This window comes from Aeromonas sp. INTO2 (assembly GCF_049860605.1).
In the GTDB taxonomy this organism is placed as follows: domain Bacteria; phylum Pseudomonadota; class Gammaproteobacteria; order Enterobacterales; family Aeromonadaceae; genus Aeromonas; species Aeromonas caviae.
Window position 1 is genome coordinate 1,090,539 of record NZ_CP187588.1, and the last position, 24,602, is coordinate 1,115,140.

The following is a 24,602-nucleotide window of genomic DNA, read 5'->3' on the forward strand; positions in this document are numbered from 1 at the left end:
TGTTGATGAGTGATGGTGCATGACCGAAGATCAGTTGGAACAAGAGGTGCTGGGGTGGTTGGCCGAGGTGGGCTATCGCGTGGTGTGTGGCTACGACGTTGCCCCCGATTCTGATAACCCGTGGCGTGAGCAGTTCCAGCAAGTGCTGCTGCGCGAGCGCTTGCGGGAGGCGATTGCCCGGCTCAACCCCTCCGTGCCGCTGGTGGCGCGTGAAGATGCGCTGACCCAAGTGGTCAACCTCGATACCCCAGCGCTGCTGTCGGCCAACCGGGCATTTCACCGCTTGCTGGTGAATGGAGTGCCAGTCCAGTACCAGCGCGATGGCGAAACGGTGGGGGACTTTGTCCGCCTCGTTGACTTCGAGCAGCCCACCGCCAACGAGTGGCTCGCCATCAACCAGTTCTCTATCAAGGGGCCCAAACACACCCGCCGCCCCGACATCATCCTCTTCATCAACGGGCTGCCGCTGGTGGTGCTGGAGCTCAAGAACCCGGCCGACGTGCATGCCGACATCTGGAAGGCATTCGACCAACTGCAGACCTACAAGGAGCAGATCCCCGACCTGTTCCAGTACAACGAGATCATGATTGCCTCCGATGGTAGCGAGGCGCGGATGGGATCGCTGTCTGCGGATGCCGAACGCTTTATGCAGTGGCGCACTGTGGATGGGGTCAACCTCGACCCCTACGGCGAGTTTGGCGAGCTGGAGACCATGGTGCGCGGCATTCTGACCCCGGCCATGTTGCTCGATTACCTGCGCTTCTTCGTGCTGTTTGAAGATGATGGCCGGTTGGTCAAGAAGATCGCCGGTTACCATCAGTTCCATGCAGTCAGGGCGGCCATCGAGCAGGTGGTGCTCGCATCGCGTCCAGACGGCAGCCACAAGGGCGGGGTGGTGTGGCATACCCAGGGCAGTGGCAAGAGCATCACCATGACCTGCTTTGCGGCCCGGGTGATGCGAGACGCCGCGATGGAGAACCCGACCATCGTCGTCATCACTGACCGCAATGACCTTGATGGCCAGCTGTTCGGGGTCTTCTCACTCTCGCAAGATCTGCTGCGCGAGGAGCCGGTGCAAGTGAGTACGCGAGGTGACCTGCGTGACAAGCTTGGCAACAGGCCCTCCGGTGGCATCGTGTTCACGACCATCCAGAAGTTCATGCCCGGCGAGGATGAGGACACGTTCCCTGTGCTCAGCGACCGCGCCAACATCGTGGTCATCGCGGATGAAGCACATCGAACCCAGTACGGTTTCAGCGCCTCGCTCAAAGCGCCAGGCAAGGTTGCAGAAGGGGCTGCGCGCTATCAGGTCGGGTATGCACAGCACTTGCGCGACGCGCTGCCCAACGCGACGTTCGTGGCCTTTACCGGTACGCCCGTATCAGCGGAAGACCGCGACACTCGCGCCGTCTTTGGCGACTACATCCACGTCTACGACATGCAGCAGGCCAAGGACGATGGTGCCACGGTTGCCATCTACTACGAGTCACGCTTGGCCAAGTTGTCACTTAATAACGAAGAGCTTCCCCACATCGACGACGAAGTGGATGAGTTGGCCGAGGATGAGGAAGAGAGCGAGCAGGCCAAGCTTAAGTCACGGTGGGCAGCCTTGGAGAAGGTGGTTGGCAGCAAGCCAAGAATTGAGCGGGTTGCCGCCGATCTGGTGGCCCACTTCGAAGAGCGCAATCAGGCGCAGCATGGCAAGGCCATGGTGGTCGCCATGAGCCGCGAGATTTGCGTGCACTTGTATGATGCCATCGTGGCCCTGCGCCCCGACTGGCATGACCCGGACCCCGACAAGGGGGCCATCAAGATCGTGATGACCGGTAGCGCTTCTGACAAGGCATTGCTGCGGCCCCACATCCATGCCACCCAAGTGAAGAAACGGCTGGAGAAGCGGTTCAAAGACCCGAGTGACCCGCTCAAGCTGGTCATCGTGCGTGATATGTGGCTGACCGGCTTCGATGCGCCCTGCGTGCATACCCTCTATGTGGACAAGCCGATGAAGGGCCACAACCTGATGCAGGCGATTGCACGGGTGAACCGGGTGTTCAAGGACAAGCAAGGCGGGCTGGTGGTCGATTACATCGGGATCGCCAACGAGCTCAAGAGCGCCATCAAGGAGTACACCGCCAGCAAAGGACGGGGCAAGCCGACCGTCGATGCCCATGAGGCCTACGCGGTGTTGGAGGAGAAACTCGATATCCTGCGCGCCCTGCTGCATGGCTTTGATTACAGCGACTACCTCACCGGTGGCCACAAGCTGCTCGCCGGGGCCGCCAACTTTATTCTTGGCCTTGAGGATGGCAAGAAGCGCTTTGCCGACAACGCGCTGGCGATGAGCAAGGCGTTCACGCTCTGCTGCACCCTTGACGAGGCCAAGGCAGTGCGGGAAGAAGTGGCCTTCTTGCAGGCGGTCAAAGTGTTGTTGACCAAGAAGGCGATCTCCCAAAAGAAGAAAACCGACGAAGAGCGCGACTTGGCCATTCGCCAGATCATCGGCAATGCGGTGGTATCGGGCGATGTGGTCGATGTGTTTGAAGCGGTGGGGCTCGACAAGCCCAATATCGGCCTGCTCGATGATGAGTTTCTGGCCGAGGTGCGCAACCTGCCGGAGCGCAATCTTGCGGTGGAGTTGCTGGAGCGACTGCTGGAGGGGGAGATCAAGTCGAAGTTCGCGACCAACCTCTCCCAGGAGAAGAAGTTCTCGGAGATGCTGACCAAGGTGATCGCACGCTATCAGAACCGCTCCATCGAAACCGCACAGGTGATCGAGGAGCTGATCGACATGGCCAAGAAGTTTGCCGCCGTAAGCAAGCGGGGGCAGGCCTTGGGCCTTAACGATGACGAGCTCGCCTTCTATGATGCGTTGGCCAACAACGAGGCGTCAGTGCGTGAGCTGGGGGACGAGATACTGGCCAAGATAGCCCATGAGCTGACAGCCAACCTGCGCCGTAGCGTGACCGTGGATTGGAGCAGCCGCGAAAGCGTGCGCGCCAAACTGCGGCTGATGGTCAAGCGCATCCTGCGCAAGTACAAGTACCCGCCAGACCAGCAGGAAGAGGCTGCTCAGCTGGTTCTGGCGCAGGCAGAGAGCTTGTGTGAGGTGTGGTGTTGAGTGGGGGAGGCGCGAGCCTCCCTCACCTTATCTATCAAGATGTGTAGATATGGCTTACTTCAGTATGACGCTGCCTGAAGGTATCTGGTTGGCCTCTTCGAGGCTCAGGTAGCGTGGGCCTTGTACGCTGGCCAGTGACTTGAATAACCACGGATGCGGCTTTAGCCAAGCTTTGGTGTCTTCGTAAACGTCTCCACCGACCACGAAGTAACGACCATCACACCCGTCATCGTGTAGTTCATTGGCATCAGGTGTCGAGAGTTTCAGCTGGCAGCCTTCGATGACAACCACGACTTGAGACTTGTAAACCCCAATGACGGTGGAGATTTTGTTGGCCATATCACTTGAAACCCGCCAAGCGCTAATGGCGCCCTTGTAAGCACCTCGGCTGGAGTAGGTCTCTACCAAGTTGACTACCAATGCCGTCACAATACGTACCTCGTTAAGTTGTTTGGAATGCGGTTTGTTGCTAGTGACCTGCATAGCCACCGATGAACGTGTTGATAGGGTCAGCGCGACTTGAAGTAGGCGACCTTTTCAAGGAAGTAGCGACCCAGTTCACCTTGATGTTGGTTCGCTTCGCTTTCTGCGCTGGCCAAGTGACCGTTGCGCTCCTTCCATACCGCATATGCGGCGGCCTTCTCGACCTCGACCCGTTCTTGCTGCTCTTTCGGTAGAGCACACAGATTGTGACTCATACTGACCTCTTTGTTATTTGTTGGCGCCATGGTACGCCATCACTGGCATGCGGGACTTGCGCTGGTTCAAAGGTGGTGCGCTATAATGCCTGTATATAAACACAGGTATTTTGCCATGAAGCTGTTAACCCCAGACCCATCACCCGCCGAGGTGACCATCCCGCTGTTCTTGCACCGCGCCTCTTGCGGCTTTCCCAGCCCAGCCAGCGACTATCTGGAAGGGAAGTTGGACCTCAACACCCACTGCGTGGCCCACCCTGCAGCAACCTTCTATCTGCGTGCCGAGGGGGAGAGCATGACCGGGGTCGGCATCTTTCCCGGTGACTTGCTGGTGGTCGATAAGAGCCTCACCCCGCGCCATGGTGATGTGGTGATTGCACAACTCGATGGCGGCTTCACGGTAAAGACCTTGCAGCTCAAGCCGAGGTTGCGGCTGTTGCCAGCCAATCCGGCGTTCGCGCCTATCGACCCTTGTATGAGTCTCTCCCTGGAGTTGTTCGGAGTGGTCACCCATGTGATTGGCAATCTGAGGCAGCGTGATGGCTATAGCGCTCGTTGATGTAAACAACTTCTACGCCAGCTGTGAGCGGTTGTTTCGCCCTGAGCTGCGTGGCCGCCCGATCGTGGTGCTCTCCAACAACGATGGATGCGTGGTGTCGCGCAGCCCCGAAGCCAAGGCGATGGGTATCAAGATGGCCGGGCCCTACTTCAAGATCCGCGAGCAGTTCGAGGCGCATGGCGGTGTGGCATTCAGCTCCAACTACGCGCTCTATGGAGACATGTCTGGCAGGGTGATGAGCACGTTGGAGACCATGGCCCCCGAGCTGGAGGTCTACTCTATCGATGAAGCATTCCTGTCACTGTCGGAGTCGTTTGCCGGGGACCTCATAGCCTATGGGCAACAGATCCGGCAGCGAGTGTGGCAGTGGACCGGCCTAACGGTAGGGGTTGGGATCGGCCCCACCAAGACCCTTGCTAAGCTGGCCAACTATGCAGCCAAAAAATGGCCTGCCACAGGCGGCGTCGTGGATTTGCGTGACGAGCTGCGCCGCGCACGGCTGATGGCTATCACCCCGGTGGACGAGGTGTGGGGCATAGGACGGCGCTTGGGAGCCAAGTTGGTGGCACAAGGCATCAACACCGTTGCTGACCTGGTGGCTAGCGACGCCAAAGGGTTACGCGCCCAATACGGCGTGGTGGTCGAGCGAATCGTACAGGAGCTGCGTGGCCTGCCTTGCGCAGAGCTGACCGTTGAACCGGCGGCGAAGCAGCAGATCCTCTCGAGCCGTTCCTTTGGTGAGCGCGTGACTGACCGTGGAGAAATGGCCCAAGCGTTGTCAGGCTTTATGGCTCGCGCAGCCGAGAAGTTGCGGGCCGAGGGGATGTGTTGCCAACGGGTGCACCTGTTCGTGCGAACCAGCCCCTTTGACGAACGAGCTCCTTACTACAGTGAGCAGGCTGGCGTCCGACTGGTCTGCCCTAGCGATGATACCCGGTTGCTGCTGCAGCAAGTGAACGTGCTGCTACCGCAGATTTGGCGCGACGGTTACCGCTATCAGAAGGGGGGCGTCATGCTGAGTGAGTTCACCCCCAAGGGGCAACAACAGGCAGATCTGTTTGCCCCGTCCTCCGCTCAATCGGACGCGCTGATGGCAGTGATGGACCAGATCAAAGCCAAGGGATTGGGGCGAGTAGGCTTTGCCAGCCAAGGTACGGGGTCGCCTGAGTGGATGATGCGACAAGAGCACCTGAGCCCCTGTTACACCACACGCTGGGAGGACCTGCCGGTGGCCAGGTAAGTGGATACAGTAATGTGCCTACCGTTTGCTAGATGTGGTACCCCACGTGGTACCCCAAGCCAAAATGCACAAAGGGTTAGCTTCACCAAGAAGCTAACCCTTTGTTTTATCTGGTGCCGATAAGGGGAATCGAACTCCTGACCTTCGCATTACGAATGCGCTGCTCTACCAACTGAGCTATACCGGCGGCCTGATGTTCAGAGTCGTGAAAAAAGCCGGACAAGTCAATTGAGCCAACTCGATTTTATGAGTTGGCTCATGATGTTAAGGCATATCAGAGGTCAATGAACTCCGGGATGTGAGCACGGCCGCGGCTCTCGAGAAAATCGAGCAGTGCGCGGGGGGAGCGGGCCAGGATCCGCTCATGTGGGAAGTTGGCTTCGGTGACCAGCCGATGGCAGTGATCAAAGTCGCCGAGGCTGAATGCCACGTGGGAGTCGGAGCCGAAAGTGAGGTAGGCACCCAGATCGCGCGCCGCCTCGACGATGGCGCGGCAGTTGCTTTCACTACCTGCACGGGAGTGACTGAACGAGGAGTTGTTGACCTCCAGTGCCACGCGATACTCTGCCGCTGTCTTGACCACCGCCTGAATATCGATGGGGAAGGCGGGATTGCCGGGGTGGCTTATCATGTCGACCCGACCACTTCGAATGGCGTTGATCATGGCCTGGGTGTGGGTCGCCTGATCGCAGGGGGGGAACACCGGTTCGTGAAAGCCCGCCATGATCATGTCGAGCCGGGACTCGTAGCGCTCAGGGAAGTCTATTTCACCGTCGATATTCTTGATGTTGGCTTCGATGCCGCGCAGGATACCGACCCCGTCCACAACCCTGGGCAACACGTGCAGATTGACGAAATGCCAGTAATGCGGGGCATCTGCCATGTCCGGGCCATGGTCCGTTGTGGCGAACAGCTTGATCCCCTTGGCTTTGGCGATGGGCAGGTAATCGTGAATGGTGCTGTAGGCGTGGGTGCTGGCGACGGTGTGCGTGTGGGTATCGACCGTATACTTCATCTTCTATCCCCTCTGGCATGAGGCGACAGCATAGCAAGATTGGCGAAGCCGGGCCATGTGGCTGGTTGCCATACTTTGTCACAATTTGGGTCTGTGCTGACAAAGTCTGATGACGTTTCACTGCGAGGATGGCGACATCGATGCAAGCCTGAACACCCATCGATGGGTCGACACTGGATGGTCAGACCCGTTTTCCCCGCCGTCGCCCCTGCGACGGTTTTTTTTGGTTCTCTGTCGGCGCATCGGGTGACGGCAGGGCAAAAAAATGCCCAACTAGCATGACGCAGGTTGGGCGAGACTTAATGTTTAATTGCAGTGGCATAGATATAGAGTGCCGTCTCGCCGCGAAGTTCCCGCCATCTTCCCTCTTTTTTGATTAAAAACATTTAGCCAACACTTGTTCACATTCTCTTGACATGGGTGGGCGTGAAACGTACTTTTTAAACATTCGTTTAAGTGAGGTGTCCAGTGAGTAAAATCGATACCAAGAACCGTATTCTCGACGCCGCCGAGGTGCTGTTTGCCGAGCGAGGGTTCGCCGATACCTCGTTGCGTCTGATCACCAGCGAGGCCGATGTGAACCTGGCTTCGGTCAATTATCACTTCGGCTCCAAGAAGGAGCTTATCCAGGCGGTGCTCGACCGTTATCTGAGCCTCTTCATACCGGCACTGGACGGGCGGTTGCAGACGTTGATGGCGCAGGATCAGCTGACCCTGTTGCAGGTGTTCGAGAGCTTTGTCGAACCTCTGATGAAACTGTCGGCCGTCAGGGCGAATGGTCCGGCGCTCTTCATGCAGTTGCTGGGGCGCGGCTATATCGACAGTCAGGGCCACCTGCGCCGCTTTATTACCACCCATTATGGGGCGACCCTGCACGGGATCACCCAGGCCATCTCCAAGGCCAATCCGGATTTGTCGCCAGCGGATCTCTTCTGGCGCCTGCACTTCACCCTGGGCACCGTCGTCTTCACCATGGCCTCTGCGGATGCCCTGCGTGACATCGCCCAGGCCGATTTTGGCCAGCAGCTCGATGTGGAAGGGCTGGTGCGCAACGTCATTCCTTATCTGGCGTCCGGTGTCGGGGCGCCCGTGGAGTCGACCAGGCTCTCCCTGGCCGTGTAACACCTAACAATAATCAACGGAAACAGTGAAATAGAAGGAACTTCGGTATGATCACATTGCTTGTCCTGCTGGTGCTGGCGATAGCCGTGGTGCTCGGTGTCCCCGCCATCCGTAAAAAGGTGGTGACCCGCCCTGTGTTCGGCATCTTCAAGAAGATACTGCCGCCCCTGTCGGCCACCGAGCGGGAGGCCATGGAGGCCGGCTCCGTCTGGTGGGACGGGGAGCTGTTTCGCGGCAACCCGGACTGGAAGAAACTGCACGGCTACGGCAAGGCCGAGCTGAGCGCAGAAGAGCAGGCCTTTATCGACAACCAGGTCGAAACCCTGCTCGCCATGGTGGACGACTTCAAGATCGTCAACGAGACCAAGGACCTGCCGGAGCCGGTGTGGGACTATCTGAAGAAAGAAGGCTTCTTCTCCCTGATCATCCCGAAATCCTACGGCGGCCGCGAGTTCTCGGCGATTGCCAACTCCACCATCGTCACCCGTATCGCCACCAAGAGCCTGAGCGTCGCGGTCACCGTCATGGTGCCCAACTCCCTCGGCCCGGGCGAGTTGCTGATGCATTACGGCACCCAGGCCCAGAAAGATTTCTGGCTGCCGGGGCTGGCCAACGGCAAGGAGGTACCCTGCTTCGCCCTGACCGGGCCGGAAGCGGGCTCCGATGCGGGCGCCATCCCGGACAAGGGGATCGTCTGCAAGGGGATGCACAAGGGTGAAGAGGTGCTGGGCATTCGCCTCAACTGGAACAAGCGCTACATCACCCTGGCGCCGCGTGCCACCGTGCTGGGGCTGGCGTTCAAGCTCTATGACCCGGAAAAACTGCTGGGTGACAAGGAAGAGATCGGCATCACCTGTGCGCTGATCCCGACCAGTCACCCAGGCGTGCGCGTCGGCGATCGCCACTACCCCATGGGGCTGGCGTTCCTGAACGGCCCGACCTTCGGCAAGGATGTGTTCATTCCGCTCGACTGGATCATCGGCGGCCCGGATTACGCCGGCCGCGGCTGGCGCATGCTGGTGGAGTGCCTCTCCGCCGGTCGCGGCATCTCGCTGCCTGCCCTTGGCACCGCCTGTGGTCACATGGCGAGCCGCACCGTGGGCGCCTACTCCTACGTGCGCAAACAGTTCGGCATGTCCATCGGCAAGTTTGAAGGGGTGCAGGAAGCGCTGGCCCGCATTGGCGGCCTCACCTATCAGCTGGAAGGGGCTCGTCGCATGACCGCAGGTTCCCTGGATTTGGGTCAGGCACCGGCCATCGTCACCGCGATCTCCAAGTACCACATGACCGAGATGGCCCGCCAGGTGATGGATGACTCCATGGACATCCACGCCGGTCGCGCCATCCAGCTGGGCCCGAAAAACTACACCGGCTACGCCTACATGGGCATCCCGGTAGCCATCACGGTGGAAGGGGCCAACATACTGACCCGCAACCTGATGATCTTCGGGCAAGGGGCCACCCGCTGCCATCCGTATGTGTTTGCCGAGCTGGAAGCGGCGGCCGACACCGATGTGGAGCGCGGTCTCGAGAAGTTTGACGCCCTGTTGATGAAACACATCGCCTTCGGTACCGGCAACTTCTTCGGTGCCCTGTTCCAGGGGCTGACCCTGGGCCAGTTCAACAGCGCGCCGGTAGCTGGCGAAACAGCCCGCTACTACAAGCAACTCTCCCGCATGAGTAAAGGGCTGGCCCTGTGCGCCGACGTCTCCATGCTGATGCTGGGTGGCGATCTCAAGCGCAAGGAGATGATCTCCGCCCGTCTGGGTGACGTGCTGAGCCACCTCTACCTGGCCTCCGCCACCCTCAAGCATTACGAGGATCAGGGCCGCATGGTCTCTGACCTGCCGTTCGTCCAGTACGCGGTGGAGCGCAACCTCTACCTGATTGGCAAGGCGTTCGAGGGCTTCTTCCAGAACTTCCCGAACAAGGTGGTGGGTGCCGTACTCAAGCGGGTGGTGTTCCCGTTCGGCGTCGGTTACAAGATGCCGGCGGACGATCGCTGCCATGCCATCTGCCTGGCCATGATGACGCCGGGCGAGTTCCGGGATCGTCTGACCGCGCTCTGTTATGTGGGCAAGGACGAGGCGGATCCGGTGGGGCTGATGGAGCGTGCCTTCCAGGCCATGGTCTCGGTGCAGCCCATCGAGAAGAAGCTGGTGCAGGCCCAGAAAGAGGGCAGACTGCCCCGCAAGCTGGCGCTGCCTGAGCTGGTGGCTGCCGCCCTGTCCCAGTCCATCCTCGGCAAGGAGGAGGCGGACAAGCTGCTGGCCGCCGATGCCCTGCGCTACGAGGCTATCCAGGTGGACAACTTCGCTCCTGGCGAGCTGGAAGGATGGTCTCAAACGAACCCGGTTGAGCACGCAGCCTGACCCCGAGCGTAAACCGACAACCGGCCCTAGTGGCCGGTTTTTTGTTGTTTAACCAGGCATTTACAAGGTCGATTAATTCCAGTTTAATGCAATGGCCCCCACCCTTGGGGCAGGAAGCAAGGCCATCGGAATGGCCGATAACAACAACTCAGGAAGAGTGAATGAACCTCGCCAAAACGGCGATCGAACGCCCCATCTGGGTGGCGGTCTCGGTCGTGCTGATTTTTTTGCTGGGCCTGCTCAGCATCCGGGGACTGCCCGTCCAGCTGTTTCCCGACATAGACCGTCCTCACCTCAACATCACGGTGGACTGGCGCTCGGCCTCGCCCCAGGAGATGGAGTCGGAGATAACCGATCCCATCGAGCAGGAGATGCAGGGGGTACAGGGGCTCAAGAGCCTCAGCAGCAACAGCTACCCCGGCTTCACCGAAATCGACATGGAGTTTGCCCTCGGCACCGACATGCAGCGGGCCCAGCTTGATGTCATCTCCCGCCTGAACCGGGTCTCGGGGCTGCCGGACAACATCGGTGGCCCTTACGTCAACAACTACAGCAGCAACGACACCCTGACCTTCTTCTTCATCCAGCAACTGCCCGGCGCCAAGGGGGAGATAGACGATCACCAGGCGCTGATCGAGGCGAGGGTCAAGCCCGAGCTGGAGCGGATCCCCGGGGTGTCCACGGTCGACATCGAGGGGATCAACGAGCGCCAGATCCAGATCCGTTTCGACCCTTACCGCGCCGCCGAGCTGGGGGTGGAGATCCCGGTGCTCGCCAGCCGGGCAACGACGGGCTGGGATGTGTCGGCCGGCACCCTCGACATCGGACGCTGGGAGTACAAGCTGCGCTTTGCCGGTCGCTATGACGTGGCGGCCCTGGGGGACAAGGTGGTGGACTGGCGTGACGGCCTGCCCATCTATCTGCGGGACGTAGCCGAGATCAGAGTGGCCCGGGAGGAGAACCCGGTGCTGCGCATCCAGAACGGCAACACCGCCATCGCGGCGCAAATCTTCAAGGAGAGCGGCGCCAATGCCCTGGCGGCGCTCGAGGGGATCAAGGCCAAGGTCGGGGAGCTCAACCGGGAGGTGCTGGAGCCGGTCGGCCTGCACATGGAGCAGTCGTTTGACGCTTCTCTCTACATCAACCGGGCGGTGAGCATGGTGACCGCCAACCTGGGGCTCGGGGTGCTGCTCTCCTGCGCCATCCTCTGGGTCTTTCTACGCCAGCTCAAGGCGACCCTGATGATCGCGATCGCCATTCCCATCAGCATCATGCTCACCTTCTGCCTGCTCAAGGTGATGGGGCGGACCCTCAATATCATCTCCCTGGCGGGCATTGCGTTTGCGGTCGGCATGGTGCTCGACGCCGCCATCGTGGTGCTGGAGAGCATCTACCGGCGCCATGAGCGGGGTGACATCAGCAAGGGAGAGGCGGCGCTGGAGGGCACCCGCCGGGTGTGGACCGCTCTGGTGGCGTCCACCCTGACCACGGTCGCCATCTTCCTGCCGGTGCTCCTGCTCAACGACGTGGAAGGGCAGTTGTTTGCCGATCTTGCGCTCACCATCGTCTGCGCGGTGACCGTCTCCATGGTGGTGGCGGTCACGGTGTTGCCTGCGGTGGCGGCGCGCTGGATGGGGCACGAGCGGCTGATTGATCCCTTTGAGCGCCTGTGGTGCCGCGTCACCCGCCATGTGATCCGCTGGACGGCCACCGCCCCCAGGCGCTGGGCCATCATCGTCCTGATGATGACGGGGCCTGTGCTGGTGAGCTGGTTGATGTTGCCCAAGATGAACTACCTGCCGGATGTGAAGCGGGACGCCATCGACGTCTGGATGAGTTTCACCCCCGGGGTCAATCTCAAGGCCCAGCGGGAGGAGGTGATCGATACCCTGATTGCCCGCCTCGACCCCTATATGAAAGGGGAGAAGGAGCCTGTCCTCAAAAACTACTACATCCTGCGCTACCCGGGCGGTGCCCAGATCGGGGTGCGGCCAAAGGAGGATAACCAGATCAAGGTACTGGAGCAGCTCTTGATGAAGCAGTTGCTGGTGGGCATTCCCGACACCCGGGTGTTTGGCGGTCAGGGGTCCCTGTTTGGCGGTTTTGACAGTGAAAACAGCATCTCCCTGCTGATCCAGGGAGGTGGGCTGCCCGAACTCTATCAGGCGGCCCGGGAGAGCATGATCATAGTGCAGCGGGACTTGCCCGGCGCCCAGGTCAGGCCAGAACCCGGACTCGATTTCACCGCTCCCGAGCTTCGGCTGGTGCCCCAGGACAGGCGCCTGGCCGAGGTGGGCTGGGATCGCTCCCCCATGCCCGCCATCATCCAGACCTTTGGCGATGGTCTGCGGGTCGGCGAATATTTCGACGGGGATGAGCGGCTCGACATCCTGCTGATGGGGCAGGCCTCCGCCAACCCGGACGAGCTCAAGGCGGTGCCGCTTGCTACCCCGTCCGGGCGCATCGTTCCCCTTGGGGAACTGCTGCGGGTGGAGCCGCAACTCGGGCCTGAGAGCATCTTCCGATCCGATGGGCGGCGCAGCATCAGCCTGCAGATATCGCCCCCGGCGGGGATGAGCATGGAGCAGGTGCTCGACACCCTGCAGCACAAGAGCTTTGCCGCCATCCGGCCGTTGCTGCCGGCCGGGGGAGAGCTGCGGGTCGCGGGCAATGCCGACAGCCTGCAGCAGGCGCTCGGCAACCTCGGCAGCATCTTCCTGTTCGCCGTGATGATACTGCTCATTCTGCTGTGGGGGGTCTTCGCCTCCCTCAAGGATGCCGTGCTGGTGCTGCTCACCTTGCCGCTCGCCACCGTAGGCGGCGTGCTGGCGCTGCACCTGAGCGGTCTGGTGGCGCCGCTGCCGATGGACTTGCTCACCATCATCGGCTTCGTCATCCTGCTCGGGTTGGTGGTCAACAACGCCATTCTGCTGGTGCACCAGACCAGGATGGCCGAGCGGGAGGGGATGAGCCGACAGTCGGCAGTCACCGATGCTCTGCAAAGCCGGATGCGTCCCATCGCCATGACCAGCCTCACCAGCATCTTCGGTATGCTGCCCCTGATGCTGAGTCCGAGCGAGGGGAGCGAAATCTACCGGGGGCTGGCCACCGTCATCGTCGGCGGCATGAGTTGCAGCACCCTCTTCACCCTGATCCTGTTGCCCGCCTTCCTGCGGTTGGGGGAGCAGACCGACATACCGCACGCCCTTCGGCAGCGTGCCTGAGCAAGGAGCTCATCGATGACACAAGGTTTCACAAGGATAGTGGTGGGGGCTCTGCTGCTGGCTGGCGGGCTGCCTGCGTTTGCACAAAGCAAGATGGTGACGCTGGCGGAGGTGGCCCAGGGAGAGGCGGGGGCCAGCATCTGGGTCAGCGGCACGGTGGCGAGCCGCCAGCAGGCGGCGCTCAGCGCCGAAGTGAGCGGTCGGGTGGAGTGGATAGCCGAGTTTGGCAGCCGGGTGAAGGCGGGGGACGAGTTGTTGCGCATGGACAGCGCGACCCTGCGTCTCTCGCTGGAGCAGGCGAGGGCGGAACAAGCCAGAGAGGGGAACAATCTGCGTTACGCTCGCGCCGAGTTCCAGCGCCTGGATCGTTTGCACCAGCAAAAGAGTGCCTCCCAGAGCCAGTATGACAAGGCGCGCTATGACGTGGAACAGGCTGAGCTGGCCGAGCAGCTGGCGCGGGTGCAGGTGCGCCAGATTGAGGAGCAGCTGCGCAGAAGCCGCATCTTTGCCCCGTTTGACGGGGTGGTGAATGAACACTTCATCCAGCCGGGGGAGCATGTGGATGCGGGCGAACAGGCGCTTGAGCTGGTCAATCCGGACCAGCCGGATATCCGGTTGCGTGCGCCTATTGCCTGGGCCCGGCAACTGGCCACCCAGGCCCGGTTGCGGGTTGAGGGTGATCAGCTCAGCGGCCATGGCATTTATTACCAGCGGGCGGCGAGCGCCGATCCCAAGTCCCGGCTCATCGAGCTGCGCCTCAAGCCGGAAGCGGGCACGTTCATCATCGGCTCGCCGGTGCGGGTGGCGCTGCCGATGGGAGAGCAGCACACCATGCTGTTGCCACGGGATGCCCTGGTGCTCGGCACCGAGGGAAGCGTGGTCTATCAGGTGGAGCAGCGCGGCGAGGCGCTCACGGTGAACCGGGTGCCGGTCACCGTGCTGTTCGGGGACAGCCGGGAGGTGGCGGTGAGTGGCGCCCTCAAGCAGGGAGACAAGGTGGTGGTGCGCGGCGCCGGCAGCCTGCAGGATGGGGACAAGGTGGAGCTGTTTCGCGGTTGAACCTGGGCAGATCCCATAAAAATAACGGCTCCCGCGGGAGCCGTTATTGTTGCAGGGAGAAGGGGCGATTACTCGACCATCATCACCTTGCAGGTGTTGGTGCTGCCGACGGTCTCCATCTTGTCGCCGTGGGTGAGCAATACCATGTCGCCGCTTTGCAGCAGTCCCTTGGCCTTGAGCACGTCCAGCGCGTCGCGGCACACCTCGTAGACCGGCTTGGTCTCGTCGCCATCAAACAGCACGGGGGTGACGCCGCGGTAGAGGTTGGCCCAGGCCAGGGTCTTGTTGTGAGGAGACATGGCGAAGATGGGCAGGCCGGAGCTGATGCGGGACATCAGCAGCGGGGTGGTGCCCGACTCGGTCAGCGCCACGATCGCCTTGACCCCTTCCAGGTGGTTGGCCGCATACATGGTGGACATGGCCACCGCCTCTTCCACCGAGGTGAAGGTGTAGCTCATGCGGTGGTTGGAGACGTTCAGGCTCGGGTGCTTCTCGGCGCCCACACAGACGCTGGCCATGGAGGTCACGGTCTCGATGGGGAACTGGCCGGCGGCGGTCTCGGCGGAGAGCATCACCGCATCGGTACCGTCCAGCACGGCGTTGGCCACGTCCATGACTTCGGCACGGGTCGGGAGCGGCGCGTTGATCATGGACTCCATCATCTGGGTCGCGGTGATGACCACGCGATTCAGGCGGCGGGAGTGGCGAATGAGCTTCTTCTGCACACCCACCAGTTCGGGGTCGCCGATTTCGACACCCAGGTCGCCACGGGCCACCATGACGGCATCGGAGCCAAGGATGATGTCTTCCATCGCCTCGTCGCTGGCGACGGTCTCGGCGCGCTCGACCTTGGCCACGATCTTGGCGTTGGAGCCGGCTTCGCGGGCCAGTTCGCGGGCGTAGCGCAGATCATCGCCGCTGCGGGGGAAGGAGACCGCCAGGTAGTCCACGTTCATGCGGGCGGCGGTCTTGATGTCTTCCTTGTCCTTCTCGGTCAAGGCCGGTGCGGAGAGGCCGCCACCTTTCTTGTTGATGCCCTTGTTGTTGGAGAGCGGGCCGGCCACGGTCACCGTGGTGTGGATTCGGGTGCCTTCGACCTGTTCGACCTTCAGTTGCACGCGGCCATCGTCCAGCAGCAGGATGTCACCGGATACCACGTCCTGCGGCAGGCTCTTGTAGTCGATGCCGACCTGCTCCTGGCAGCCTTCGCCCTTGCCGAGGGCGGCATCGAGAATGAACTTGTCACCGATGGCGAGGTAGATCTTGCCATCCTTGAAGGTGGAGACGCGGATCTTGGGGCCTTGCAGATCGCCCATGATGGCCACGTGGCGGCCCAGCTTGGCGGCGATGTCACGCACCTGGTTGGCGCGCTGGATATGATCTTCAGGAGTGCCGTGGGAGAAGTTCATCCGCACCATGTCGGCACCGGCGCGAATGATCCCCTCGAGAATGCCGTCGCGATCGGTCGCCGGACCGAGTGTGGTAACAATCTTTGTACGTCTTGGCATGAAAGACTCCAATGTGAAGTTGATATGACTTGAAATACTGCCCCGTCAAGCATGTGGCATGGCGCCAACTGGCAGGCCATCTGGGTGGCCTTGTTTGATTGAATTTCGATACTACACCAAGCCCGTTGGCATAGACAGTCGGGGGCGGACCCCCGAATGATCAGGAGGAGTGCGGGGTATCAAAGCGGGATTCGCGCAAACCTTCTTTGACTTTCTTCAGGTTTTCGCGAAATTTCATGCCACGGCGCAGGGTGAAACCGGTGGCCAGCACGTCCACCAGGGCGAGCTGGGCGATGCGCGAGGCCATGGGCATGTAGACGTCGGTGTCTTCCGGCACGTCCATGGAGAGCACCAGGTTGCATTCGCGGGCCAGAGGAGAGTCCTTGGCGGTCATGCCGATGACGGTGGCATCGTTTTCCCGGGCCAGCGCGGCAATTTCCACCAGGGCCTTGGTGCGGCCGGTGTGGGAGATGAGGACCACCACGTCCCCTTCGCTGCTGTTGATGCAGCTCATGCGCATCATGACGATGTCATCGAAGCTCACGACGGGGATATTGAAGCGGAAGAACTTGTTCTGGGCATCCCGGGCGACGGCGGAGGAGGCGCCCAGACCAAAGAAGCTGATCTTCTTGGACTGGGTCAGAATATCGACGCAGCGGTTGATGGCCGAGATGTCCAGGCTGTTCTTGGCGGAATCGAGGCAGGCCATGGTGGATTCGAAGATCTTGGCGGTATAGGTATCCGGGCCGTCTTCCGCTTCCACGTGGCGGTTCACATAAGGGGTGCCGTTGGCCAGACTCTGGGCCAGGTGCAGCTTGAAATCGGGAAAACCCTTGGTATCGAGGCGACGGCAGAAACGGTTGACGGTTGGTTCGCTCACATCGGCCAGCTTGGCCAGGGTAGCAATGCTGGAGTGAATGGCGGTCTGGGGTGAGGCCAGGATCACTTCAGCCACCTTACGCTCTGATTTACTGAAACTTTCCAGATTGTTCGTAATTTTATCGAGGGTATTCATCATTACCACCAGGCATTTTTGTAATTTAACTTCAGTGTCTGTGCACTAAATTCACAGCTCAAGCAGGTTTCCAGTCTCCGCGATGACTATATAAGACAAGCGCTTATCGGAACTAATCTCGGCCCTGCAAAGTATGACTCATGTCTAATTATTTCGTGTTTTTAGTTGCAAACTTCCATTTGCGTCTTGAAAACGCTTACAAATGTTGCAAAGCAACAACACTGTGAGCGGGTGCACACTTGTCTGCATAAATCGCACAGCCCGGCTGCGGGCTCGAGTAGTATTGCAGCCAAATAATAATGTCGGGACGGTAAGGGCCGCCCCGAGTCGGTAACGAAGGAGTTTGTTATGCAGCATACCCATGCGCTGGTGGGCGACGTTGGCGGTACCAATGCCCGGCTGGCCCTGTGCGAACTGGCGACGGGCGCCATTTCCCAGGCAAAAACCTATTCGGGGCTGGCCCATCCCAGCCTGGAGGCCGTGGTGCGCCTCTATCTCGAAGAGCACGATGCCACCGTGGGCGAGGCGTGCATCGCCATCGCCTGTCCCATCAATGGTGACTGGGTCGCCATGACCAACCACAGCTGGGAGTTCTCCATCCGCGAGATGCAGGCCAACCTCGGCCTGGCACGCCTGCAGGTGATCAACGATTTCACTGCCGTCTCCATGGCGGTGCCCGTGCTCGGCGAGAGCGATCGCATCCAGCTCGGGGGCGCGGCCCCGGTGGCCGGCAAGCCCATCGCCATCTATGGCGCAGGGACCGGCCTTGGCGTCGCCCACCTGGTGCAGGCCGGTGAGCAGTGGCTGAGCCTGCCGGGTGAGGGCGGTCACGTGGACTTCGCCGCCAACACGGAAGAGGAAGATGCGGTGCTGCAGGTGATGCGCGGCGAGCTGGGCCATGTGTCGGCGGAGCGTTTCCTCTCGGGCCCCGGGCTCGTCAATCTCTATCGCGGCCTGGTCAAATCCGATGGCCGCGAGCCCGAACCCTTTGCCCCCAAGGACATCACCGAGCGCGCGCTGGCGGGGGATTGCCTCGATTGCCGTCGCACCTTGAGCCTGTTCTGCGTGCTCATGGGCCGCTTTGCCGGCAACCTGGCCCTCAACATGGGCACCTTCGGCGGTGTCTACATCGCCGGTGGCATAGTGCCGCGCTTTCAGGAGTTCTTCATCGGATCGGGCTTTCGGGTCGCCTTCGAGGACAAGGGGCGCTTCAAGCCTTATCTCAAAGACATTCCGGTCTTCCTCATCACCCATGAAGGGCCGGGGCTGCTCGGGGCGGGAGCCTATCTGCGCCAGTCCCTCGGGATCCGTCTCTGAGCCTTGCCAGGGTGAACATGGTTCAGTCCCGATTAAGTGACCAGGGCGTAAAGTGAACCTACGTACTCAAGAGGACGGGGCTTCATAGGGAATTGAAACCGGTCTTCATCCGCTGGGTGCGCATTGTCACCTGACAAGCCTGAACTGTTTTACCGGCCCTCGCGGCCGGTTTTTTTATGCCTGTCGTTTCTGCGCGAGCATGGGGGCTGAGGGGAGCGGCAGGCCAGCTTCTGATGGGGGCGCAAGCTCGTCAGCCTCGCTGCCATGTGATTGGCCTGGTCGAGGCATAAGGAGTGAGACATGGAAAGCACCGGGATGGCAACGCCCGAATGCGGCAGGAGCCAGGTACTGGCTCCTGCGCTGTCAGGGGAGGGTGATGTGGAATCTCGCGCCGCCGAGCGGGGAGTCATCCACCCGGATCTCGCCGCCGTAGCTGTGCACGATTTCGGTCACCACGGCGAGGCCAATCCCCTGGCCGGGGGAGCTGTCAGCCCGCACGCCGCGCTGGAAGATCTGCTGCGATTTGCCGGGGGCGATGCCGGGGCCGTCGTCTTCCACCACGATGAGCAGGCCGCTCTCCCGGTGGCGGACATGAACCCGGATCTCGCTGATGGCAAACTTGCAGGCGTTGTCCAGCAGGTTGCCCATCAGCTCCATCAGATCGCCCTGCTCGCCGTGAAAGAAGACATCGTCGTCAAACTGGAAGCCGGTCTGCAGCTTCTTGTGGCGATAGACCTTGGCGAGGCTGGCCAGCAGCTTCTCGATGAGGGGAACCGGTTCGGTGCCCTTGCTCGCGAGGCGCTTTCGCCCGGTGACGGCGCGGCGTAACTGGTACTGGATGATCTGATCCATGGTGGTGATCTGTTCATTGATGTTGTCATGGATGTCGTGGCCGAGCTTGAGCTCCTGGGCGGTGATCTGGATGAGCGCCAGCCGGGTTTTCAGGCTGTGGGCGAGATCGTTGAGGGCGTGCTGGTAGCGCTGGGTCTGCTGGCGTTCGTTCTCCAGCAACTGGTTGACCGAGCTTGTCAGGGGAGTCAGTTCGCGCTCGTAGTCGTTTGACAGTGCCTCTCGCCTACCGGCGCGGATCTCGTCAATCTGGCGCGCCATGGTACGCAGGGAGGAGAGGCTCCAGAAGCTGGTGAGCAGCAGCAGGGCGCCGAGCAGGCTGTAGGCGAGCAAGGCCTGGCGAATGCACCGGTAGAGATAGTCCCGGGTCTGGGCCTGGTAGCGCTTGGCGGAATCGACCATCACCACGTAGTAGGTCGTGGGGCCGTCGCCGTGGTTGCGCAGGAAGCGCAGGCTGTAGATGAAGTAGCTCTCGCCATTCTTAATGGTGTGCAGCTTGAAGAAATAGTCCTGATCCAGGCCCCCAAGGTACTTCATCAGATCCCGGCAGATGGTCTCCTTGATGGTGATTACCTCGGGCATGTGCAGGCTGGACCAGCTCAACTCTCCATCGGAGCGGCAGATCAGGGTGTCGAGATTGGGGTCGATGGCATCCGGGGTCAGACCGCCGAGATCCGTGATGGCGTGGGGCTCCGGCTGCTTGGAGGAGAACAGCTTGGAGAGGTTCTCCTGCATGCGGATGCTGGCTTTCTGGGCCTGCTCCTCGGCGTGGCCGAGGTAGAGGATATAGACGGAGAAGGCCATGATGAGCGCGATGACCAGCATGGCGCTCAGCATCAGCTTGAGGTGCAGCGAGCGACGGATCAGTGTCATGGGGTGCAGCATGGCAAGGGGCATCAACTGCAGGAGAGGTTGAAGATGTAACCCTGGCGGCGGATGGTGGAAATGGGCTGGATGAGCCCTTCCGGATCCAGTTTCTTGCGCAGTCGGCTCACCATCACCTCTATGGTGTTGGGATCCCCTTCGCCATCCCCGTAGAGCTGGTCCAGCAGTTGCTGCTTGGAGACCACCTGGCGGGCGTTGCGCATCAGGTACTCCAGGATCAGATACTCGAAGCTGGTGAGCACGGTGACTTCGCCGGCGATGGTCAGCTCCTTGCGGGAGAGATCCAGCTCGTAGTCACCCGCCTTCACCCTGGGGGAGATGAAACCGGCGCTACGCCGTACCAGGGCATTGAGGCGGGCCAGCAGCTCATCTTTCTGGAAGGGTTTGACCAGATAGTCATCGGCACCGGCTTCCAGTCCCTCCACCTTGTCCTGCCAGTTGCCACGCGCGGTCAACACTATGATGGGGAAGGGGATCTGCTGCTCGCGCAGACGGCTGATGAGCTGCAGGCCATCCATGTCCGGCAGGCCGAGATCGATGATGGCCACGTCGATGGGGTAGTCGGCTGCATAGTGCAGCGCCACCTGGGCGCTGTCCGTGCTGTGGACCTGATTCTGGGCCTCGGTCAGCAGCGTGGTGAGGTGGTGATTGAGCAGCTTGTCGTCTTCGACCAAAAGGATTTTCATAAGATGCATGATGATAAGGGTCCAGGCTGTCAATTAGAGGGTCAATAAGAAGGAGAGTCAATGCGGATCCTACCTGATCCCCCTGTATTGGGACTGAATCATGCCTGCCTTTGTTTACATCCCCCGTCCTTGCATCGGCAGCCATGCCTTTCGAGTGTCATCGTGATCAATCCATCGAATCAGAGGGGGGGACTCTTGGAGTTCCATTGGTGACTTGTTACGACTGTTCTGATCGCAGCTGTGGGGGCGGAGACTCGCTGTGCTGTTGCAGCAGTGCTCGCCGTTACAACTTGGCACAAGGCATTCTGGTCATCCTGGACTACAGGCATGCGGGTGTAATCAACTGAATAATTTCAGTTTTATCGCTTGGCGCTGGTGATCTGGATCAACTTCTGGGGATGTGCAAAGAGGGATGTTGAGCGGGAAAGGTCGGAAGGCTGAATGAGTGTCTATTTTGAATCCCTACCGTAAGAGAGGTTTTATGCGATTGTGACTATTCATCCCCGGGCCAAACGAGATAGAATCTCGCCCAAAATCGGGTTTGGGGCTCTCGGTTGTCTAGGATGTGTACAATGCTGCCGTCAGGAATCCCTGGCCGAGTAATGTGATGTAACGCCATTGTGAGACATCAACCAAAACAAGAAGCTGGAGGATGTGATGACCAACAGCGCGCACAATCAGGTTAAAAGCAGCATGTTGGGAGCTGTAACTCAGGGGCGGTAGCCTAATCATTTACCAGCTCAAATATCTCATCCCCTTTCCATCGGGGAGCATGGAGGGGGTTAAAGACTCTCCCCTAAACTAGTATGCAGCACCGCTGCAAACCAAAAATCTATCCTTTTCGTTCGATTCAATCAGGAACCTTTCAATGAAGATCCTTGTAACCGGCGGTGCCGGTTTTATCGGTTCGGCTGTTGTTCGCCACATCATTCGTGACACCCAAGACGTCGTTATCAACCTCGACAAGCTGACCTATGCGGGCAACCTGGAATCCCTGGCAGAGGTATCCGACAGCGATCGTTACGCGTTTGAGCAGGTCGATATCTGCAACCGCGCCGAATTGGATCGGGTCTTTGCCACTCACCAGCCGGACGCCGTGATGCACCTGGCCGCCGAGAGCCATGTTGACCGCTCCATCACCGGCCCAGCCGATTTCATCGAAACCAATATCGTCGGCACCTACATGCTGCTGGAAGCGGCTCGCGCCTACTGGAACGGTCTGGACGAGGTACGCAAGGCGGCCTTCCGCTTCCACCATATCTCCACCGACGAGGTGTATGGTGACTTGCCCCATCCGGATGAAGTCGCCCCCGGTGTTGCACTGCCGCTCTTTACCGAAATCACCCCCTATGCCCCCAGCAGCCCCTATTCTGCCTCCAAGGCTTCCAGCGACCATCTGGTGCGCGCTTGGCGTCGGACTTACGGCCTGCCGACCGTGGTCACCAACTGCTCCAACAACTACGGCCCGTTCCACTTCCCCGAGAAGCTGATCCCGCTGGTCATTCTTAACGCGCTGGATGGCAAGCCGTTACCTGTCTATGGCAAGGGCGACCAGATCCGTGACTGGCTCTATGTGGAAGACCATGCTCGTGCGCTCTACAGAGTAGTGACCACGGGCGTGGTAGGGGAGACCTACAACATCGGCGGTCATAACGAGAAGCAGAATCTGGAGGTGGTACACACCATCTGCGATCTGCTCGATGAGATGGTGCCAAAAGCCGGGTCCTATCGCGATCAAATCACCTATGTGACTGACCGCCCAGGTCACGACCGTCGTTATGCCATCGACGCCAGCAAGATGAGCGCCGAGCTGGATTGGCAGCCGCAAGAGACCTTCGAATCCGGTATCCGCAAGACCGTGCTGTGGTACCTGGAAAACCAGCAGTGGGTCGGCAATGTCAAGAGCGGGGCCTATCAATCCTGGATCGAGCAAAACTACGGGGAGCGTGCCTGATGCATATCCTGTTGTTCGGCAAGAATGGCCAGGTAGGCTGGGAGTTGCAGCGCTCACTCGCCCCGTTGGGCCAGGTTACCGCGGTTGATTTTGATTCCACCGACTATTGCGGTGATTTCAGCAACCCGGCCGGCGTTGCGGAAACGGTACGCCTGCTCAGGCCGGATGTGGTTGTGAATGCTGCGGCCCACACCGCCGTCGACAAGGCCGAGAGCGAGCGGGAGTTTGCCGAACTGCTCAATGCCACCAGCGTGGCTGCAATTGCCAAAGAAGCTGAGGCGTTGGGTGCCTGGCTGGTGCATTACTCCACGGACTATGTATTCGATGGCAGTGGCGAGCGGCCCTGGGTTGAAACCGATGCAACCGCTCCACTCAACGTCTACGGCGAGACCAAGCTGGCGGGGGAGCAGGCAGCCACGCTGTGCTCTCGTCACCTTGTCTTCCGCACTAGCTGGGTGTATGCCGCTCGTGGCGCCAACTTTGCCAAGACCATGCTGCGCTTTGGCAAGGAGCGCAGCGAGATGTCGGTCATCAACGACCAATTCGGTGCGCCAACCGGCGCGGAGTTGCTGGCCGACTGCACGGCCCATGCGATCCGTACGGCGCAAACCAAACCTGAGGTGGCGGGTCTCTATCATCTGATCGCCTCCGGCACCACGACCTGGTTTGACTATGCGCAGCTGGTGTTTGCCAAAGCCAGAGAGGCAGGGGTTGAACTGGCAGTCACGCAACTCAATGCGGTACCGACCAGCGCGTTTCCAACGCCAGCCAAACGTCCCCACAACTCACGACTCGATACCACCAAGTTCCAGCGCACCTTTAACCTGCGCCTGCCGGACTGGACTGTCGGTGTTGAGCGGATGCTGACCGAGATCCTCGGAAAATAAGAAAATAGAGATAGCGTGGGTATACAGTCCCACGCTCCAACAGGGATAAAACGCAAAATGAGTGCCATTTAAGCGCACTCACTTTGCTGGGTTACATAATTCAAAGATAAGAAATCAAGCACGATGACTAAACGTAAAGGTATTATTCTGGCCGGCGGCTCAGGCACTCGTCTCTATCCCGTCACCATGGCTGTCAGCAAGCAGTTGCTGCCCATCTATGACAAACCGATGATCTACTACCCACTCAGCACCCTGATGCTGGCGGGGATCCGCGATATTTTGATTATCAGCACCCCGCAAGATACCCCTCGCTTCGAGCAGTTGCTGGGCGATGGCAGCCAGTGGGGCTTGAATCTGCAGTACAAGGTGCAGCCAAGTCCGGACGGGTTGGCACAAGCCTTTATTCTGGGTGAGGAGTTCATAGGTTCAGACCCCTGTGCGCTGGTGCTGGGCGACAATATTTTCTACGGCCACGACCTGCAAAAGCAGTTGGAAGGTGCGGCGGCCAAATCCAGTGGAGCCACCGTGTTTGCCTATCACGTGCATGACCCTGAGCGCTATGGGGTGGTGGAGTTTGATAAACAGGGAACGGCCATTTCACTGGAAGAGAAGCCGGTGGAGCCCAAGAGCAACTATGCGGTGACGGGGCTCTACTTCTATGACAGCAGCGTGGTCGAGATTGCCAAGAGCCTGAAGCCGTCGCCGCGTGGTGAGCTGGAAATTACCGATGTGAATCGCATCTACTTGGAGCAAGGCAATCTGTCGGTGGCAATGATGGGCCGTGGCTATGCCTGGCTGGATACCGGCACTCATGAGAGCCTGATTGAGGCGAGCAACTTTATTCAGACCATCGAAACTCGTCAGGGGTTGAAGGTGGCCTGCCCGGAAGAGATTGCCTATCGCCAGAAGTTTATTACTGCCGACCAAGTGCGTGAACTCGCGGCTTCGTTGGCCAAGAATGCTTATGGTCAATATCTACTAAAGATGGTTGGCAAGTGAAAGGGGATTGGTGAATGCGCATTGGGATTTGTCACTGACGGTTCCCGACTTCCTACTCCCCATTCCCTGCTCCCGAATCCTGATTCTCGAGATCA

18 protein-coding genes and 1 tRNA gene are annotated in these 24,602 nt (G+C 60.1%); 11 read left to right on the forward strand and 8 right to left on the reverse strand.

Annotated features, from left to right (window positions below; all coding sequences use genetic code 11):
• The first annotated feature begins 19 nt into the window (after positions 1–19).
• Positions 20–3,118 (forward strand): type I restriction endonuclease subunit R, encoded by a 3,099-nt coding sequence (locus ACPW74_RS05260; RefSeq protein ID WP_201976382.1) that lies wholly within the window; start codon positions 20–22, stop codon positions 3,116–3,118.
• A 54-nt stretch (positions 3,119–3,172) separates the two neighbouring features.
• Here ACPW74_RS05260 and ACPW74_RS05265 read toward each other — a convergent pair whose 3' ends face one another.
• Together ACPW74_RS05265 and ACPW74_RS05270 are read right to left on the reverse strand one after the other, a co-directional pair.
• Positions 3,173–3,607: a hypothetical protein gene (locus tag ACPW74_RS05265; RefSeq protein WP_155270316.1), complete on the reverse strand. Its 435-nt coding sequence runs from the start codon at positions 3,605–3,607 to the stop codon at positions 3,173–3,175.
• A 20-nt stretch (positions 3,608–3,627) separates the two neighbouring features.
• Entirely contained in the window at positions 3,628–3,816 is a 189-nt protein-coding gene (locus tag ACPW74_RS05270; RefSeq protein WP_029303587.1) for a DUF3283 family protein, read from the reverse strand.
• A 115-nt stretch (positions 3,817–3,931) separates the two neighbouring features.
• Between ACPW74_RS05270 and umuD the strand changes: the two genes are divergently transcribed.
• Positions 3,932–4,375, forward strand: coding sequence for a translesion error-prone DNA polymerase V autoproteolytic subunit (gene umuD, locus ACPW74_RS05275; RefSeq protein WP_029303586.1), 444 nt, complete (start codon positions 3,932–3,934; stop codon positions 4,373–4,375).
• On the forward strand, positions 4,356–5,615 hold the full coding sequence (gene umuC, locus ACPW74_RS05280) for a translesion error-prone DNA polymerase V subunit UmuC (RefSeq protein ID WP_029303585.1): 1,260 nt from the start codon (positions 4,356–4,358) through the stop codon (positions 5,613–5,615). Before umuD ends, umuC begins: the two co-directional genes overlap by 20 nt.
• Before the next feature lie 111 nt (positions 5,616–5,726).
• Here the strand turns inward: umuC and ACPW74_RS05285 are convergent.
• Together ACPW74_RS05285 and ACPW74_RS05290 are read right to left on the reverse strand one after the other, a co-directional pair.
• Positions 5,727–5,802: transfer RNA gene (locus ACPW74_RS05285), tRNA-Thr, on the reverse strand.
• A gap of 87 nt (positions 5,803–5,889) precedes the next feature.
• Complete coding sequence (locus ACPW74_RS05290) at positions 5,890–6,630, reverse strand: phosphatase (RefSeq protein WP_104454428.1); 741 nt, start codon at positions 6,628–6,630, stop codon at positions 5,890–5,892.
• 468 nt (positions 6,631–7,098) lie between these two features.
• Here ACPW74_RS05290 and ACPW74_RS05295 point away from each other — a divergent pair, with 468 nt between their 5' ends.
• From ACPW74_RS05295 to ACPW74_RS05310, 4 genes are all read left to right on the forward strand, one after another.
• Entirely contained in the window at positions 7,099–7,752 is a 654-nt protein-coding gene (locus ACPW74_RS05295) for a TetR/AcrR family transcriptional regulator (protein ID WP_104454427.1), read from the forward strand.
• A 47-nt stretch (positions 7,753–7,799) separates the two neighbouring features.
• Positions 7,800–10,124, forward strand: a complete 2,325-nt coding sequence (locus tag ACPW74_RS05300) for an acyl-CoA dehydrogenase (RefSeq protein WP_425858651.1) — start codon at positions 7,800–7,802, stop codon at positions 10,122–10,124.
• A 161-nt stretch (positions 10,125–10,285) separates the two neighbouring features.
• Positions 10,286–13,348 carry an efflux RND transporter permease subunit gene (locus ACPW74_RS05305; RefSeq protein WP_425858653.1) on the forward strand — a complete coding sequence of 1,021 codons (3,063 nt, stop codon included), beginning with the start codon at positions 10,286–10,288 and terminating at the stop codon, positions 13,346–13,348.
• 15 nt (positions 13,349–13,363) lie between these two features.
• Positions 13,364–14,407: an efflux RND transporter periplasmic adaptor subunit gene (locus tag ACPW74_RS05310; protein WP_425858654.1), complete on the forward strand. Its 1,044-nt coding sequence runs from the start codon at positions 13,364–13,366 to the stop codon at positions 14,405–14,407.
• Between the two features lie 68 nt (positions 14,408–14,475).
• Here ACPW74_RS05310 and pyk read toward each other — a convergent pair whose 3' ends face one another.
• Positions 14,476–15,915, reverse strand: a complete 1,440-nt coding sequence (gene pyk / locus ACPW74_RS05315; RefSeq protein ID WP_041214849.1) for a pyruvate kinase — start codon at positions 15,913–15,915, stop codon at positions 14,476–14,478.
• A gap of 160 nt (positions 15,916–16,075) precedes the next feature.
• Positions 16,076–16,930, reverse strand: coding sequence for a MurR/RpiR family transcriptional regulator (locus ACPW74_RS05320; protein ID WP_223953028.1), 855 nt, complete (start codon positions 16,928–16,930; stop codon positions 16,076–16,078).
• 348 nt (positions 16,931–17,278) lie between these two features.
• Here ACPW74_RS05320 and glk point away from each other — a divergent pair, with 348 nt between their 5' ends.
• Positions 17,279–18,247, forward strand: coding sequence for a glucokinase (gene glk, locus ACPW74_RS05325; protein ID WP_039041241.1), 969 nt, complete (start codon positions 17,279–17,281; stop codon positions 18,245–18,247).
• A gap of 363 nt (positions 18,248–18,610) precedes the next feature.
• Here glk and ACPW74_RS05330 read toward each other — a convergent pair whose 3' ends face one another.
• Both ACPW74_RS05330 and ACPW74_RS05335 read right to left on the reverse strand, forming a co-directional pair.
• The gene (locus tag ACPW74_RS05330) at positions 18,611–19,969 is read right to left on the reverse strand and encodes an ATP-binding protein (RefSeq protein WP_425858657.1); all 1,359 of its coding nucleotides are present in this window, start codon (positions 19,967–19,969) and stop codon (positions 18,611–18,613) included.
• A gap of 23 nt (positions 19,970–19,992) precedes the next feature.
• Positions 19,993–20,667 (reverse strand): response regulator transcription factor, encoded by a 675-nt coding sequence (locus ACPW74_RS05335; protein ID WP_164882942.1) that lies wholly within the window; start codon positions 20,665–20,667, stop codon positions 19,993–19,995.
• Between the two features lie 868 nt (positions 20,668–21,535).
• Here ACPW74_RS05335 and rfbB point away from each other — a divergent pair.
• The 3 genes from rfbB to rfbA all read left to right on the forward strand — a co-directional run bounded on the left by rfbB (position 21,536) and on the right by rfbA (position 24,507).
• Positions 21,536–22,621: a dTDP-glucose 4,6-dehydratase gene (gene rfbB, locus ACPW74_RS05340; protein WP_425858659.1), complete on the forward strand. Its 1,086-nt coding sequence runs from the start codon at positions 21,536–21,538 to the stop codon at positions 22,619–22,621.
• Positions 22,621–23,508, forward strand: coding sequence for a dTDP-4-dehydrorhamnose reductase (gene rfbD / locus ACPW74_RS05345; RefSeq protein ID WP_103244585.1), 888 nt, complete (start codon positions 22,621–22,623; stop codon positions 23,506–23,508). The genes rfbB and rfbD overlap by 1 nt, the downstream gene beginning before the upstream one ends.
• A gap of 123 nt (positions 23,509–23,631) precedes the next feature.
• On the forward strand, positions 23,632–24,507 hold the full coding sequence (gene rfbA / locus ACPW74_RS05350; protein WP_425858662.1) for a glucose-1-phosphate thymidylyltransferase RfbA: 876 nt from the start codon (positions 23,632–23,634) through the stop codon (positions 24,505–24,507).
• The last annotated feature ends 95 nt before the right edge of the window (positions 24,508–24,602 follow it).

What these genes read in the sequence shown, in the direction of transcription:
- umuD (WP_029303586.1), top strand. Translation starts at nt 3,932, where the DNA reads ATGAAGCTGTTAACCCCAGACCCATCACCCGCCGAGGTGACCATCCCG.
- ACPW74_RS05310 (WP_425858654.1), top strand. Translation starts at nt 13,364, where the DNA reads ATGACACAAGGTTTCACAAGGATAGTGGTGGGGGCTCTGCTGCTGGCT.
- ACPW74_RS05260 (WP_201976382.1), top strand. Translation starts at nt 20, where the DNA reads ATGACCGAAGATCAGTTGGAACAAGAGGTGCTGGGGTGGTTGGCCGAG.
- rfbB (WP_425858659.1), top strand. Translation starts at nt 21,536, where the DNA reads ATGAAGATCCTTGTAACCGGCGGTGCCGGTTTTATCGGTTCGGCTGTT.
- rfbA (WP_425858662.1), top strand. Translation starts at nt 23,632, where the DNA reads ATGACTAAACGTAAAGGTATTATTCTGGCCGGCGGCTCAGGCACTCGT.
- rfbD (WP_103244585.1), top strand. Translation starts at nt 22,621, where the DNA reads ATGCATATCCTGTTGTTCGGCAAGAATGGCCAGGTAGGCTGGGAGTTG.
- umuC (WP_029303585.1), top strand. Translation starts at nt 4,356, where the DNA reads ATGGCTATAGCGCTCGTTGATGTAAACAACTTCTACGCCAGCTGTGAG.
- ACPW74_RS05305 (WP_425858653.1), top strand. Translation starts at nt 10,286, where the DNA reads ATGAACCTCGCCAAAACGGCGATCGAACGCCCCATCTGGGTGGCGGTC.
- pyk (WP_041214849.1), bottom strand. Translation starts at nt 15,915, where the DNA reads ATGCCAAGACGTACAAAGATTGTTACCACACTCGGTCCGGCGACCGAT.
- ACPW74_RS05330 (WP_425858657.1), bottom strand. Translation starts at nt 19,969, where the DNA reads ATGACACTGATCCGTCGCTCGCTGCACCTCAAGCTGATGCTGAGCGCC.
- ACPW74_RS05335 (WP_164882942.1), bottom strand. Translation starts at nt 20,667, where the DNA reads ATGAAAATCCTTTTGGTCGAAGACGACAAGCTGCTCAATCACCACCTC.
- ACPW74_RS05290 (WP_104454428.1), bottom strand. Translation starts at nt 6,630, where the DNA reads ATGAAGTATACGGTCGATACCCACACGCACACCGTCGCCAGCACCCAC.
- glk (WP_039041241.1), top strand. Translation starts at nt 17,279, where the DNA reads ATGCAGCATACCCATGCGCTGGTGGGCGACGTTGGCGGTACCAATGCC.
- ACPW74_RS05270 (WP_029303587.1), bottom strand. Translation starts at nt 3,816, where the DNA reads ATGAGTCACAATCTGTGTGCTCTACCGAAAGAGCAGCAAGAACGGGTC.
- ACPW74_RS05300 (WP_425858651.1), top strand. Translation starts at nt 7,800, where the DNA reads ATGATCACATTGCTTGTCCTGCTGGTGCTGGCGATAGCCGTGGTGCTC.
- ACPW74_RS05320 (WP_223953028.1), bottom strand. Translation starts at nt 16,930, where the DNA reads ATGAATACCCTCGATAAAATTACGAACAATCTGGAAAGTTTCAGTAAA.